General features: G+C 65.5%; 14 protein-coding genes. 9 read left to right on the forward strand and 5 right to left on the reverse strand.

Annotated features, from left to right (window positions below):
* The first annotated feature begins 9 nt into the window (after positions 1–9).
* The 3 genes from mltG (at position 10) to IC234_RS18550 (ending at position 3,892) form a co-directional block, all read left to right on the forward strand.
* Positions 10–1,020: an endolytic transglycosylase MltG gene (mltG, locus tag IC234_RS18540; protein WP_190927576.1), complete on the forward strand. Its 1,011-nt coding sequence runs from the start codon at positions 10–12 to the stop codon at positions 1,018–1,020.
* A 177-nt stretch (positions 1,021–1,197) separates the two neighbouring features.
* Positions 1,198–2,421 (forward strand): OmpP1/FadL family transporter, encoded by a 1,224-nt coding sequence (locus tag IC234_RS18545; protein ID WP_190927579.1) that lies wholly within the window; start codon positions 1,198–1,200, stop codon positions 2,419–2,421.
* Between the two features lie 37 nt (positions 2,422–2,458).
* Positions 2,459–3,892, forward strand: a complete 1,434-nt coding sequence (locus IC234_RS18550; protein ID WP_190927581.1) for a hypothetical protein — start codon at positions 2,459–2,461, stop codon at positions 3,890–3,892.
* Between the two features lie 97 nt (positions 3,893–3,989).
* On the opposite strand, the gene IC234_RS18555 is transcribed toward IC234_RS18550, so the two are convergent.
* The gene (locus tag IC234_RS18555; RefSeq protein ID WP_190927583.1) at positions 3,990–5,510 is read right to left on the reverse strand and encodes a hypothetical protein; all 1,521 of its coding nucleotides are present in this window, start codon (positions 5,508–5,510) and stop codon (positions 3,990–3,992) included.
* A gap of 75 nt (positions 5,511–5,585) precedes the next feature.
* On the opposite strand from IC234_RS18555, the gene IC234_RS18560 reads away from it, so the two are divergent.
* From IC234_RS18560 to IC234_RS18585, 6 genes are all read left to right on the forward strand, one after another.
* Entirely contained in the window at positions 5,586–6,260 is a 675-nt protein-coding gene (locus IC234_RS18560; RefSeq protein WP_190927585.1) for a response regulator transcription factor, read from the forward strand.
* 43 nt (positions 6,261–6,303) lie between these two features.
* On the forward strand, positions 6,304–7,671 hold the full coding sequence (locus tag IC234_RS18565) for a HAMP domain-containing sensor histidine kinase (protein ID WP_190927587.1): 1,368 nt from the start codon (positions 6,304–6,306) through the stop codon (positions 7,669–7,671).
* A 96-nt stretch (positions 7,672–7,767) separates the two neighbouring features.
* Positions 7,768–8,760, forward strand: a complete 993-nt coding sequence (locus tag IC234_RS18570; protein ID WP_190927589.1) for an efflux RND transporter periplasmic adaptor subunit — start codon at positions 7,768–7,770, stop codon at positions 8,758–8,760.
* Entirely contained in the window at positions 8,757–9,434 is a 678-nt protein-coding gene (locus IC234_RS18575; RefSeq protein ID WP_190927591.1) for a response regulator transcription factor, read from the forward strand. The genes IC234_RS18570 and IC234_RS18575 overlap by 4 nt, the downstream gene beginning before the upstream one ends.
* A 64-nt stretch (positions 9,435–9,498) precedes the next feature.
* Positions 9,499–9,945, forward strand: coding sequence for a D-aminoacyl-tRNA deacylase (gene dtd / locus IC234_RS18580; RefSeq protein ID WP_190927594.1), 447 nt, complete (start codon positions 9,499–9,501; stop codon positions 9,943–9,945).
* 33 nt (positions 9,946–9,978) lie between these two features.
* On the forward strand, positions 9,979–10,305 hold the full coding sequence (locus IC234_RS18585; protein ID WP_190927596.1) for a nucleotide pyrophosphohydrolase: 327 nt from the start codon (positions 9,979–9,981) through the stop codon (positions 10,303–10,305).
* Positions 10,306–10,372: 67 nt separating this feature from the next.
* Here the strand turns inward: IC234_RS18585 and IC234_RS18590 are convergent, their stop codons facing one another.
* The 4 genes from IC234_RS18590 to IC234_RS18605 form a co-directional block, all read right to left on the reverse strand.
* Positions 10,373–11,095, reverse strand: a complete 723-nt coding sequence (locus tag IC234_RS18590; protein ID WP_190927598.1) for a 2-phosphosulfolactate phosphatase — start codon at positions 11,093–11,095, stop codon at positions 10,373–10,375.
* Between the two features lie 101 nt (positions 11,096–11,196).
* Positions 11,197–12,300 carry a glycine cleavage system aminomethyltransferase GcvT gene (gene gcvT, locus IC234_RS18595; RefSeq protein WP_190927600.1) on the reverse strand — a complete coding sequence of 368 codons (1,104 nt, stop codon included), beginning with the start codon at positions 12,298–12,300 and terminating at the stop codon, positions 11,197–11,199.
* A 213-nt stretch (positions 12,301–12,513) separates the two neighbouring features.
* Positions 12,514–13,578 carry a branched-chain amino acid aminotransferase gene (locus IC234_RS18600; protein WP_190927602.1) on the reverse strand — a complete coding sequence of 355 codons (1,065 nt, stop codon included), beginning with the start codon at positions 13,576–13,578 and terminating at the stop codon, positions 12,514–12,516.
* Positions 13,579–13,700: 122 nt separating this feature from the next.
* Positions 13,701–14,249: a cob(I)yrinic acid a,c-diamide adenosyltransferase gene (locus IC234_RS18605; protein ID WP_190927604.1), complete on the reverse strand. Its 549-nt coding sequence runs from the start codon at positions 14,247–14,249 to the stop codon at positions 13,701–13,703.
* Between the last annotated feature and the right edge of the window lie 50 nt (positions 14,250–14,299).

The raw sequence follows: 14,299 nt of genomic DNA on the forward strand, positions 1-14,299 counted from the left end.
ATTGCGGGAATGGCGTTGCTGCTGGCGCTAAGTATCGGCGCCTACGCGGCGTGGAGGGTGTTTTACCGGCCCAACGTGCGGGCGTTTGCTGAAGGGCCGGCGTATTTGTTTATCCGCACGGGCACGGGGTTTGAGGCGGTAATGGACTCGCTGCAAAAGCATGAGCTGCTGCTGGAGCCGGCCACGTTCCGTTGGGTGGCCGAAACCCACGACTACCCGCCGCACGTGAAAGCCGGCCGCTACCGCCTCGACCCCGGCCTGGGCAATGGCGACTTGGTGCGCCTGCTGCTGGCCGGCCAGCAGGACACGGTGCGCTTCGAGCTCAATTCCTTTCACTACCTCGACAAGCTGCCCCGCCAGGTGACGCGCCAGCTCGAAGCCGACTCCTTCAAGCTCGAGCTGCTGCTGGGCGACAACGCCGGCCTGCAGCGGCGCTACGGCCTCGACACCTGCACCATTCGCACGATGTTCATTCCGGGCACCTACCGGCACCTGTGGAACACCAGCGCGCAGGGCTTTCTGGATTCGACGGCCGCCCGCTACCGCCGCTTCTGGACCAGCCAGCGCCGGGCCCGGGCCGATTCCCTGAAGATGAGTCGCACGCAGGTGAGCGTGCTGGCCAGCATTGTGCAGCGCGAAACCGCCCAGCCCACCGACAAGCCGCTCATCGCCGCCGTGTACCTCAACCGCCTGCGCAACGGCCAGCCCCTGCAGGCCGACCCCACCCTGCTGTGGCCACTGCACGGCCTGGGCACCCGCAAGCGCGTGCTGAACGTGGACAAGAAAGTGGACTCGCCCTACAACACCTACCGGCACAAGGGCCTGCCGCCCGGCCCCATCACCACGCCGCGCCCCAGCTCCCTCGATGCCGTGCTGAAGCCGGCACACAACAAAAACCTATTCTTCTGCGCCCGCCCCGACGGCAGCGGCTTCTCCGACTTTGCCGAAACCTACGCCCAGCACAAGCTGAACGCCCGCCGCTATCAGCACCGGCTCGACAGCCTAGGGGTGAAACGCTGAGCCGCGCCCGGCCACGGCGTAATTATTTCATAACCGGCCGCTAAGCGTCCGGACGGGGGCGCTGCGGGCCTTCGTCTTATTCGGTGAGGCCAGGCAATGGGCCGCTAGCGTTGGGCTGCGTACTTTTGTTTCCCAATTTTCCGCAAAACCGTCCGTATGCGTGCACGTCTTCTTTTTTTGCTTCCTCTCTTCTCTGGATTGACGGCCGCGGCCAGCGGCTTCGACACCGGCCCGCAGGGCGCGCGGGTGCTGGGCCTGGGCGGCGCCAGCACGGCCTACATCGGCAGCATTGCCGGCCTGAGCACCAACCCCGGCCTGCTGGGGCAGTGGGGCGACTCGCTCACGCGCATCAGCCTGGGCGGCTTCGGCCAGATTCGGCGCTCGTCCTTCGTGGGCCAGGACACCTACCAGCGCACCGACCAAGACCTGACCGTGCTGCCCGGCGGCTATTTCTACGCCACCCGCGCCGTGAGCAAGCGCGTGAGCGTGGGCCTGGCCCTCACCACGCCCTACGGCTACCACACCAAATGGCCCGACACCTGGGAGGGCCGCTCCGTGATTCAGGAAAGCAAGCTCAACACCTTTTTCGCGCAGCCCACGGTGGGCTTTAAGCTCAACGACAACTTCAGCGCCGGGGTGGGCCTAGTGTACGCCTTCGGCAAATACACCCAGCGCCGCGCCCTGGGCCAGTACGACGACCCCACCGCCCAGGCCACGCTCACGAGCAGCGGCTCGGGCTACGGGGTGAACGTGGGCCTGTATGGCCGCACCGGCGACAATTTGGCCTTCGGCATCAGCTACCGCAGCGGCATCAAGCTGAAAATGGACAACGGCGCCTTCCACGCCACCGGCATTCCGGCCCGCGACGCCAGCATCCTGCCCGGCGCGGCCGACTTCACCACCCAAATCAACCTGCCCAGCACGCTGTCGGTAGGCATTGCCGACCGCATCACCAAGAAGCTGCTACTCACCTTCGACTTTGCCCTCACCGGCTGGAGCACGCTCGACTCGCTCAAGCTCAACGTGGCGGCCAGCGGCCCGGTGCCGGCCCGCGTGCAGCGCACGGCCCGTCGCTACGAAGACGCCCTGGCCTTCCGGGTGGGCGCCGAGTACCAGGTGACGCCCAAGCTGCTGGTGCTGGGCGGCTTCCATTATGACGAAACGCCCATTCGCGACGAATTTGTCAACCCCGAGTTCCTGGACGCCAACCGCGCCGGCGCCTCGGCCGGCCTGAGCTACCAGCTCAGCCCGCGCTTTGCCGTGGAAGCGGCTTACTCCTTCGACTACGGCCAGCTCCGCACCGCCCGCGCCGACCAGACCAGATTCCTGGTGAGCAACGTGAGCGGCACCTACCGCACGCTCACCCACACGGCGTCGCTGGGCGTGGCGGCGGCGTTCTAATCTTCCCTCCCCTGCTGTTTCTGATTCCATCTTGTCGATGAAACTCTTTGTACCCAATGGCTTGCGCCGGGCCGGCCTCGCCGCCAGCGCTGCCCTGTTCCTTCACGCCTGCGCCCCCAATCAGGACACTCCCTCCCCCGTGGTAGGCCTGGACGTGAGCCGTTACCTCGCGGTGGGCGACAGCTACACCGCCGGCCTCAGCAACGGTGGCCTCACGCGCACCAGCCAGGAGTATTCCTTCGTGAATTTGCTGGCCCGGCAGTTTCAGAACGCCTCGTCGGGTGCCGGCTTTGTGCAGCCGCTGTTCGATGGCAACGAAGGGTCGTTCCGCCTGGCCTTCAACGGCTACTCGCCCACGGGCTTTCTGCAAGCCAAACGCGTGCCCGGCACGGCCGTGCGCCGCACCGTGCTCCTGACCAGCGCCTGCGGCACCGCGCCCGACACCCTGCGCCTGCTCAAGCGCAGCAGCACGGCCGCCACGCTGCCCCAGAACCTGGGCGTGCCGGGCCTGATGCTGAGCCAGATTGATGCGGTGGGGCTGGGCAACGAGGCCTCCGTGGGCTCACGGCCGGTCAACCCCTACTTCGAGCGCCTGCTGCCGGCCGGCGACGACCGGACGTATTTCCAGGTGCTGAGCACGGCAGCCTCGTCGGCCACGTTCTTCAGCTACTTCATGGGCCTGGATGAAATCATGCCTTTCGTGCGCAGCGGGGGCACTTGCGGCGCCATTCCCTCCAGCCTCCCAATGAAGCGGGCCGCCAAGCGCATTCTCGACGTGCTGACCGCCAACAAGCGCCCCGGCGTCATCGTGAAGCTGCCGGCCATCACCTCCCTCCCGCTGCTGAGCCAGGGCCGCGGCAACGAGGTAGAAGCGCGCCTGCAGGCCTACTACAAAGACCAGCTGCCGCTGTACATCGAAACGCCTTTCGTGCCCGGGGCCTCGCAGCGCATCACCGACCGCGACTACATTCTGGCCACGGCCCTGCCGCGCCTCGGGCAGCCCACCCCGGTGCAGGTAGGCAGCACCACCATGATGCTGCCTTACGGCCGCGACAGCCGCAACCCCGTGCGCGACGCCGACGTGCTGGAAAACACCACCGAAATGGTGTACATCACGGCCGCCATCAACGACTACAACAACTTCGACCCGGTGCCTTCCAACGCCACCACGGTCTTCGGTCTGGCGGGCCTGGCCCGTATCTACGGCCTGCCCCTCATCGACCCCTCGCAGAATTCGCGCCTTTTCGACGCCGGCTTTCTCTTCAACAACGTGACCAACTCCATTTCCGTCAACGGCGTGGTGTACACGGCTGAGCCGGTGCGGGGCAACTTCTTCTCGCTCGATTTTTACTCGCTCACGCCGCGGGGCAACGGCCTGTTGGCCAATTCCTTCATTGCCGCCATCAACCGGGCCTACCGCTCCAACATCCCGGCCCTCGACGTGAACAACCTGCCCAGCACTACCGAATAGCAACGCACCTCACGCGAGCATTGCGCCGCCGGCCGGCACTAAACTTTGGCCCCGGCAACGACACCTTCTGGATGTCGTTGTCGGGGCCAATGGCTTTTTAGCGCAGTGGGTAGAGTCGTAGCGGCATCGAGTCGGCCCGGGCGGCGCGCCACGAAGCCAGGGTTTGGGCGTAGTGCTGGCCTGTGAATTCAGAATGCTCCAGAAACAGCAGCGACGTTTGCAGTTGGGGCGCGGGCCAGGCCGCCACCGGCCGCTGCCGGCGCAGCGAGTCGAAATGCGCCACGCCGGCCACGCGCCAGTAGCCGTCGAGCAGCACGTACTGGTAGCCCTGGCGGCGCAAGGCCGCCAGCTGCCGCTCGTTGGTGATGGTGGTTAGTTGCTGATTCTCGCGCAGGTAGGGCGCCAGGTTCATGCCGACGGTGCTGGCCACCCGGGTGGCGCCGTGCTGCTGCAGCCAGGCCGCCACCTGCGGATAGGTGGTGGGCAACGGGGCGTACAGTTCGCGGTGAATGCGCGTCAGGTTTAGCCCCACGGCAGCCAGCGCCAGCCCCGCCAACGCCCACCGGGGCAACACCTGCCGCCCCCCCAGCACGGCCAGGGCAGCCAGGGGCAGGTAGGCAAACAAAAGCCCTCGCGGCGCCTTCACCAGCACCGACATGCCGGCTAGCATGCATCCGGCCCAAAATAGCAGGTAGGGCAGCAGCGGCCACGGCCGGCCCCAGGGGCGCCAGCCGCCGCGCCATTCGCGCCAGGCCAGCCAGATGGCCAGCACCAGCCCCGCCAGCAGCAGCGGCGACTCGTACTCGGCCAGGTAGCGCAGGTAGTACAGGCCATCGGGCTGCACACCGGCCTGCCGCCCGGCGGGGTTGGCCGCCACCGGCACGGCCGTGCGGGCATAGAAGCCAAACCACCGGTACCACGGCAGCCCGTGAGCCACGCCCAGCGCCCCAAACAGCACGTAGGGCGCCGCCAGCACCGGCACCACCCGCAGCCAGGTGGCCCGCTGCCGCCACAAGCCATCGGCCCGCAGCCCTTCCAGCACCAGCAAAACGGGCAGCGCAAACAGGAATTTGTAGTTAAAACCCAGCCCCAGCGCCAGCCACCCGGCCACCCGCGAGGCCGCGCCTGGACCAGGCCGCTGTAGCCGCGCAAAATGACTGCGCAGCAACCCCGCAAACAAGACCATGCTGATGGAAATGGGCGTGAAGTCGCGCCCCGAGAAGGTGAGCAGCAGCGAAGTGCCGCCCAGCAGCGTGAGGGCCGCCGTTTCGGGGCCGCTGAGGCGGGCCTGCCGCGCCACCCAGGCCGCAAACAAGCCCACACCCGCCACGCCCAGCAGCGCGTTGATGGCCTGAAACACCAGATAGCTGTGCGTAACCAGCGCCACGGGGATGTACGCCACCAGAAAAGCCGGACTACCGGGAATGAACAGCCGCGCAAAATTGCCGTGCGCCATGTCCTGCACCACCTGCCAGTTGCGCACCGAGTCGTAGTCGGAAGGGCCGGCCTCGGGCAAGCGCCACAGGCGCACCACGGCCACCAGCAGCAAGGCCACCAGCAGCCACCAGCGGCGGCCAGAAGCAGGATGTTCGTTATTTGTACCGGTTACTGATGCCATACACTGCAGGTGGCGCGGGCCGGCGCGAAGGTCGGCAGCGCCGCCGGAACATCTTTGCTACCCCACGCGCCGCCCATGAATATTCTACTGGTTGAAGACGACCCGCGCCTTTCGGCCCTCATCCGGCGGGGGCTGGAAGAAGAGCAGTTGACCGTGCGCGTGGCCCCCGACGGCCGCGAAGGCGAGCAGCTGGCCCTCTCCCACCCCTTCGACCTGATAATTCTGGACGTGCTGCTGCCCGAGCGCAGCGGCCTGGAGGTGCTGGCCGCCATTCGCCACCACGACCCCGACGTGCCCGTGCTCATGCTCACGGCCCTGGGCACTACCACCGACAAGCTGCAGGGCTTTGGCGGCGGGGCCGATGACTACCTCGTCAAGCCCTTCGACTTTGCCGAGTTGGTGGCCCGGGTACGCGCCCTCACGCGCCGGGCCAGCCCCACGCCCAAAGGCTCGCGCCTCACCTTTGCCGACCTGGTGCTTGACGTGCCCAGCCGCACCGTGACCCGAGCGGGCCAGGCGCTGCGCCTCACGGCTCGCGAGTTCAACCTGCTGGAGCTGCTGCTACGCCACCCCGGCCGCGTGCTCAGCCGCAGCGAGATAGCCGAGCACGGCTGGGACGAAGCCTTCGACGCGGGCAGCAACGTCATCGACGTGTACGTGAGCTACCTGCGCAAAAAGGTAGACCACGGCTTCGACCAGAAGCTCATTCACACCGTGACGGGCGCCGGGTACGTGCTGCGACAGGAATAGATTTTGCCCGAGACATGATTCGCTACATCACTTCCGTTCTGCCATGACTATTCGCAATCGCCTCATTTGGCTGTTTGTGGGGCTGGTGGCGTTCATTCTGCTGGCGGTGCTTGGCTCGGCCTTCCTGCTGCAGCGCGACTACGGCCAGCGCGAGTTTCGGCAGCGCCTGCGCGACCGGGCCGAGGTAGCGGCGTACATCTTTCTGGAAAAAGACGAGTTGCGCAGCGCCGCCTTTCAGGTGTTCCAAAAGCGCTTCCAGCAAACGCTGACCGAAGAAATCATCCAGATTTACGATGCGCAGGGCGAGGTGCGTTTTGTGCGCGAAGATGCCCGCCTCGAAGTGCCACCCGACGTGCTGGCCCGCATCGTGGCCGGCAGCGAAGAGTATTTTACCGATGGCCCACGCGAGGCGGTGGGCTTCTTTTACCACGACAACCAGGGCTCCTTCGTGGTGGTGGCCGGGGCCGAAAACGTGTATGGCCACGCCCGGCTGCAGTCGCTGGCCACCATCATGGCCTCGGTGTTTGTGCTGAGCCTGCTGCTGATTTACGGGGCCGGGCGCGTGTTTGCCGACCGCGCCCTGGCCCCCATTGCGGCCATCAACGACCAGATGGAGCGCATCAGCGCCCACGACCTGCACCTGCGGGTGGCCGAGGGCCTTTCCGGCCACAAGAAAGACGAGCTGTCGCGCCTGGCCCACACCTTCAACCGCCTGCTCGACCGTCTGGAAGCCGGTTTTGAGGCCCAGCGGGCGTTTGTGCGCTACGCCTCGCACGAGCTGCGCACGCCGCTGGCCGCCAGCATTGGCGAAGCGCAATTGGCCCTGACGCGCGACCGGGAGCCCGCCGCCTACCGCGCCGCCCTGCGCGAGCTGCTGGCCGACCTCACCCAGCTCAACGCCCTGCTCAACCACCTGCTGGAGCTGGCCCAGGCCGAAGCGCCCCTACCCGAGCACGACGCCTGCATTCGGGTAGATGAGCTGCTGGCCGAAGCCTGCGCAGCCGTGGAGCCCGCCCAGCGCCCGCGCCTGCAGGTGCACACCGGCCGCCTGCCCACCGAGCCCGAGCAGCTGGAGCTCACCGGCAACCGCGCCCTGCTCGGCCGCGCCCTTAGCAACCTGCTCGAAAACGCCCTCAAGTATTCGGACCCGCAGCCCGTGCTGGTCTCGCTCGAATACGAGCCCGGCCAGGCACTGCTGCGCATTCAGGACCACGGCATTGGCATTGCCGAGACCGATTTGCCGCAGGTGTTCCAGCCCTTTTTCCGGGCGGCCAACGCGCGGCCGGTGGCGGGGCACGGCGTGGGGCTGGCCTTGGCGCGCCGCATCATTGAGCGGCACGGCGGCCGGCTCGACCTAAGCTCGCGCCTGGGGCAGGGCACCACCGTGCAGGTGCGGCTGCCCACGGCCTAACCGCATTTATGCCGCCCAATCGGCTTTTTTTCGGTTTCTAATCCCGTTTTAATAACCTCCCTGTAGTCTTGCGGCTGTCATCAACGCTGCATTTCTATGGAGAAGCTCAATCTGCTGCCGCCCATGTCCGGGGCGCGCAACCTGCCCCCCGCCCCGCACGCCACCCGGCGGGGGGCCGTGTTGGGAGCCCTGGCGCTGGCTTTGGGGGCCTGCTCGGCCGACGTGCCCCCGCCTGAGACGGCTGCCCCGGCTCAGCTCGCCTCCCGCACTATTTCCCAGCCCGCAGCCCCCGAGGCGCTGCCCGATTCCGAACTGGTGCTGAGCGGCGAAATTGCCGCCGACCCCAACCGCTTGGCCCGCGTGTTTCCGCGCGTGGGCGGGGAAGTGCTGCGCGTGGGCGCCGACCTGGGCGACGAAGTACGCCAGGGCCAGGTGCTGGCCGTACTGAAAAGCCCCGAGATAGCGGCGCTGCAGCACCAGCGCACCACCACGGCGGCCGACTATGAGGTAGCCGCCAGAAAAGCCGCCGAGCTGGCGCATTTGGAGCAGGCCGGCCTAGCCTCTGGGCACGAGGTGTACACGGCCCGCCAGGAAGCCCGGCGCGCTGCCGGCCACGCCGCCGCCAGCCAGCGGCAGCTGGGCGTGTACGGCGTGGCTCCCGGCGAAACCTATACCCTGCGCGCTCCGCTGGCCGGCTACGTGCTGGAAAAAAAGCTGAGCCCGGGCATGCGCTTCAACGCTACCGACCTGCAAGCGGCTTTTGTGGTGGCCAACCTCGACCAAGTGTGGGTGATGGCCAACGTGTTTGAGTCTGACCTGAGCCGGGTGCGGCCGGGCCAGGCCGTGGAAATCACCACCCTGAGCTACCCCGACGCCCCGCTGCGTGGCCGCATCGACCAGGTTTCGGCCCTGCTCGACCCCGAAAGCAAGGTGATGAAAGTGCGCTGTGTGCTGCCCAACCCCGGCCACCGGCTGAAGCCGGGCATGCACGCCCGGGTGCGGGTGCTGCCCGATGCGCCGGCTGCTCCGGCCAGCCTAGCCGCAGCCCCCGAAACTTCCGCTTCTACTCACGCACAATCACAACCATGACCGCCCTGCTGATAGAACCCGACGAAGGGCCGCGCCAGGCGCTGCGCGCCTTCCTGCACCAGGCTCAGTACCGCTTCGACGTGGCCAAGACCTTCACCGAAGGCGCCGCCCGGCTGGCCGGGCAGCCCTACGATTTTGTGCTGTTGGCCCAGGCCTTGCCCGACGGCGACGGCCTGCACCTGCTGCCGGTGGCCCTGCGCCACGAAGACCATTTCACGTCCTGCATCCTGTTCACGGCCACCGACGCGGTGGAAGAGCGGCTACAAGGCTTTGCCCTGGGTGCCGATGAATGCTTGGCCAAACCGGTCTCGGTGGCCGAGCTGGAACGGCGCATGCGCGTCATTGTGCGGCAGCGCGTGGGGCTGAAACGGCCGGCCATTCACTTTGGGAAGGGGTTTGTGCTTGATTTGGCCGCCCGGCGGCTGTGCCACGGCTCGCAGCCGGTGCACCTGAGCCGCAAGCAGTTCGACGTGCTGCACCTGCTGTTGCAGCGGCGCGGGCAGGCCGTGACGCGGCAGGAACTAAGCGCGCACATTGGCCGCCATCCGCACGACCACCAGGAAAATTCCAACTACATCGACGTGCACATCATGAACGTGCGCCGGGCCCTGGCCCCCTACGCGCCGGCCGACTTTCTCGAAACCGTGAACGGCATCGGGTACCGGGCCGCGTAGGGCGTGTTGGCGCGGGGCCGTAGCTTCGCGGCCCACTCCGTTTGCGCCCCGCGCGTTTTCCCTTATGCGTCTCGTCATTCAGCGCGTTTCCGAAGCCAATGTCACCGTCGACGGCCAGATTACGGGCCAGATTGGGCCCGGCCTGCTGGTGCTGGCCGGCTTCGCCCCCTCCGACAACACCGCCTCCCTCACCTGGATGTGCCGCAAGCTGGTGCAGCTGCGCATTTTCAACGACGAAAACGGGCAAATGAACCGCAGCGTGCAGGACGTGGGCGGCCAGGTGTTGGTGGTGAGCCAGTTTACGCTGCTGGCCGATGCCCGCAAGGGCAACCGCCCCAGCTACATCGGGGCCGCGTCGCCGCCCATTGCCGAGCCGCTGTACCGGCAGTTTGTGGCCATGGTGGCGGCCGAGCTGGGCCAGCCCGTGCCCACGGGCGTTTTTGGGGCCGACATGAAGGTGAGCCTGCTCAACGACGGCCCCGTGACCATCGTACTCGACTCGCCCGCCTAGCCTCCATTTTCAACGCGCTTAATTTCCCCTTTCATGACCATCGAAGAAGCCCAGCAAACCGTCGACGGCTGGATAAAAACCACGGGCGTCCGTTATTTCAGTGAGCTCACCAACATGGCCATCCTCACCGAGGAAGTGGGCGAAGTGGCCCGGCTCATCTCCCGCCAATACGGCGAACAGTCTTTCAAAGAGTCCGACAAAGGCAAGGACCTCGGCGACGAGCTGGCCGACGTGCTGTTCGTCGTCATCTGCCTAGCCAACCAAACCGGCATCAACCTCACCGAAGCCATGGCCCGCAACCTGGAGAAGAAAACCCAGCGCGACGGCCAGCGCCACAAGAATAACGAGAAGCTGCTGTAGCTGGTTGGGGCAAGAGCCAAGCGGCCGTCATGCTTCGGCTGCGTTCAGCATGACGGCCTTTCAACCACTACCCATTGCTAACCAGCCGGTCTTCGCGCCAGATGGGCAGCACCTCGGCGTAGGAATCAATCCGCAAACAGAATTCAAAATCCTTGCTGGCTTCCAGCGAGTTGAGCCGGCGCACGTGGGCCGACTGCAGCAAGTAGCTCGACAAATCCCCTTTGCCTTGCTGCCACAGGTGCAGCGCAGCCAAGGTCGCGTCGGAGCTGCGCACGTCGAAATCCGGCGCCAGCCGCTCGGCCAGGGCACCGCCAAAAACGGTGTCTTCGAGGCAGAACTGGCCTTTCCAACCGGCGCACACCACCAGCACGTCGCGGCCCTGGGCACGGGCGAAAGCGGCTACGGCTTCCAGGTTGAGGAATGCGCCGACCACTACGGCTTCAGCCGCCAGGGAGCGGCGCAGCGCCGCCGTGCCGTTGGTGGTGCTGATGGTGAGGGCGCGGCCGCGCACCGGCCGCGCCTCGTCCAGAAAGCCGAAGGGCGAATTGCCTAGGTCGAAACCGGGCGCCGGCAGGCCGTCGCGCTCGGCGGCGGTGAGGCAGCCGTGCTGATGGCCGTAGGCCGTGCACTCGTCCAGCGACGCCACCGGGAAAACGTGCGTGACGCCCTCCCCCAGCGCCGTCACAATGGTGCTCGACGCCCGCAGAATGTCCACTATAACGGCCACCCGGCCGCGCAAATCATACAAGGGCAGCAACTCAGGCGAGAAGCAGATATCTACGTTGGGCATAAAATGTTGCGCGGACGTTGCAGTCCGCGTCTCCGCGCAGTGTGCGCAGTAGGGTAGATAATGGACGCGAAGACGCGGACTGCAACGTCTGCGCTACAGCGCTATTCTTCCGTGCCTTTGGTGAGCGGCAGCTTGCTTACCGTGGCGGGCAGGTTTTTGCCGCGAATCTGCACGAAGATTTGGGTGCCGGGCGCGGCAAATTCCGTTTTCACGTAGCCCAGGCCGATGCCTTTGCTCAGCGAAGGCGACTGCGTGCCGCTCGTCACGTCGCCGATTTTCTGGCCGTCGGCGTCCACCAGCTCGTAGTGGCCGCGCGGAATGCCGGGGCCGTCCATCACGAAGCCGACCAGCTTTTTCTGCACGCCGGCTTCCTTCTGCTTTTTCAGGTTTTTGGAGTTGGTGAAGTCCTTGGTGAACTTGGTAATCCATCCCAGGCCGGCTTCCAGGGGCGAGGTGGTGTCGTCGATGTCGTTGCCGTAGAGGCAGTAGCCCATTTCGAGGCGCAGCGTGTCGCGGGCGCCCAAGCCAATGGGCTTGATGCCGTAGGGCTGGCCGGCGGTCATGATTTTATCCCAGACCATGGCGGCGCTTTCGTTCGGAATGTAGAGCTCGAAGCCGCCTGCGCCGGTGTAGCCGGTGGCCGAAATGATGACGTCGGGGGCGCCGGCGAAGGTACCCTGCACGAAGGAGTAGTACGGGATGCTGCTCAGGTCCACGTCGGTCAGGGTTTGCAGCGCGGCAATGGCCTTGGGGCCTTGCACGGCAAACAGGCTGGTGCGGTCCGAAATGTCTTCCATTTCCACGCCTTTGGTGTTGTGGTGCCGAATCCAGTTCCAGTCTTTTTCGATGTTGGAAGCGTTGACGACCAGCAGGTAGTCGTTGTCGGCCAGCTTGTACACCAGCAGGTCGTCCACGATGCCGCCGTCGTGGTTGGGCAGGCACGAATACTGCGCCTTGCCGTCGGTGAGCTTGCTGGCGTCGTTGCTGGTCACGCGCTGAATGAGGTCGAGGGCCTCGGGGCCGCGCAGCCGGAACTCGCCCATGTGCGACACGTCGAAAATGCCCACCGCGCGGCGCACCGTGTGGTGCTCATCGAGGTCGGAAGAATAGCGCACCGGCATGTCGTAGCCGGCAAAAGGCACCATTTTGGCTCCCAGCTGGCGGTGCGTGTCGTTGAGGGTAACGGTTTTCAGGGAAACGGTCATGGGCGGGGTGATGGATTGGCGGGTTGGTGGGATTGGGCTACAAAGGTGGGGCAAAAAAGAAAAGCCGCTTCGGATGGAAGCGGCTTTTCCGAAACTTCTGTCCTCCTGAGCGCAGCGAAGGACCTTGTCACGCGAGCAGCAGTAATCACTGCAAACCATTCTCCGGTGAGAAGGTCCTTCGCTGCGCTCAGGAGGACAGCCGGTTAAATCGTGTTAAATGCGCACCATCCAGTTGTGCACGTCAGCGCCCTCGCCGGTGCGAATGGCATCCAGCGCCGCGGTTACGCGCTTGGAGAAGGCCTGTGCGCCGGTCACGGGCAGGTCGTAGTCGTGGCCCTCGTAGCCGATGGTGGCAATGGGCGCAATGGTAGCGGCCGTGCCCACCCCGAAGGCTTCTTCGAGCTTGCCGGCGGCCAGGGCATCCATTACCTCGCGGCTGCCCACTTTGCGCTCTTCCACGGTCAGGCCCATGTCGCGGGCCAGCTGCAGCACGCTGCGGCGCGTCACGCCGTCGAGGATGGACGTGCTGAGGGCGGGCGTCACCACCTTGCCGTCCATCACGAAAATGGCGTTCATCGTGCCCGACTCTTCCACGTACTGGTGCTGCGAGGCATCGGTCCAGATGAGCTGGTTGTAGCCCTCGTTCTGGGCGAGCTTGGTGGGGTACATGGCGGCGCCGTAGTTACCGGCGTTTTTGGCGTAGCCCGCGCCGCCCTCAGCCGAGCGCACGTACTTCTGCTCGAAGCGCACGCGCAGAGGCTTGTTGAAATACAGGCCCACCGGGCAGGTGAAAATCATGAAGCGGTACGTCTCCGACGGCCGCACGCCAATGAAGCCGTCGGTGGCAAACATGAAGGGGCGGATGTAAAGCGACGAGCCCGGCGCGCTGGGCACCCAGGCGGCGTCCAGCTTCAGCAGCTCGCGCAGGCCGTTCATGAACAGCTCTTCCGAGATGGTGGGCATGCACATGCGCTCGGCCGACGAGTTGAGACGGGCCCAGTTGTCGAGGGGCCGGAACAAGGCCACGCCGCCGTCGTGTTGATGATACGCTTTCATGCCCTCAAAAATGGCCTGGCCGTAGTGCAGGGCCGAGTTGGCGGGGCTCACGGCCATGTCGCCGTAGGGCACTATCTGGGCTTCCTGCCATTCGCCGTTGACGAAATCCACGGCAAACATGTGGTCAGAAAACGCCTTGCCGAATTCTAAGTGGTCAAAATCGACCGAGGCCAGGCGAGACGCCGTGGTGGGCTGGGTACGAATGGGAAGAATGTCAATCATGAGCGAGCGAGTTCGGGAAACAAAGAGTGGGTGGGATTTTGGGAAGTACGTAGGATGCAGAGGCTGCGACCACCGCCGCAGGCCATCAAAAACAAAAGGTTAGGGCTAAGACACCATTTTCGTCAAAGTCGTGCCTGCCAGGTCACTTCTTCCACGCCCAGGTCGTGGGCCATGGCCCGGCTCAGCACAAACAGGTAGTCGGACAAGCGGTTCAGATACACCACCACCAATTCGGCCACAAACGATTCCTCGCCGAGGTGAATGGCCAGCCGCTCAGCCCGTCGGCACACGCAGCGGGCCACGTGCGCGTGGCTCACGGCCGGGTGCCCGCCGGGCAGGATGAAGGCGCGCAGTTCCGGCAATTCCAGGTTCATGCGGTCCATTTCGTCTTCCAGCAGCGTCACGTCGGCGGCGTGCAGGTCGGGCAGCTTCATTTTCGACTTTTCCGGGTCGGCGGCCAGGGCCGAGCCAATGGTGAACAGCCGGTCCTGAATTTCCTTCAGCAACGGCCGGCGGGCGGCGTTCACGTCCTGGTCGCGCACCAAGCCGATGTGGGCGTTCAGCTCGTCCACGGTGCCGTAGCACTCAATGCGCAGGCTGCTTTTGGGCACCCGCGTGCCGCCAATGAGGGACGTGAGGCCTTTGTCGCCGGTTTTGGTGTAGATTTTCATTCGGTGAGCGTTAAATCCTGAACGTCATGCAGAGCGCAACATTTTTACCG

This window comes from Hymenobacter armeniacus, assembly GCF_014699055.1.
Classification (GTDB): Bacteria; Bacteroidota; Bacteroidia; order Cytophagales; family Hymenobacteraceae; genus Hymenobacter; species Hymenobacter armeniacus.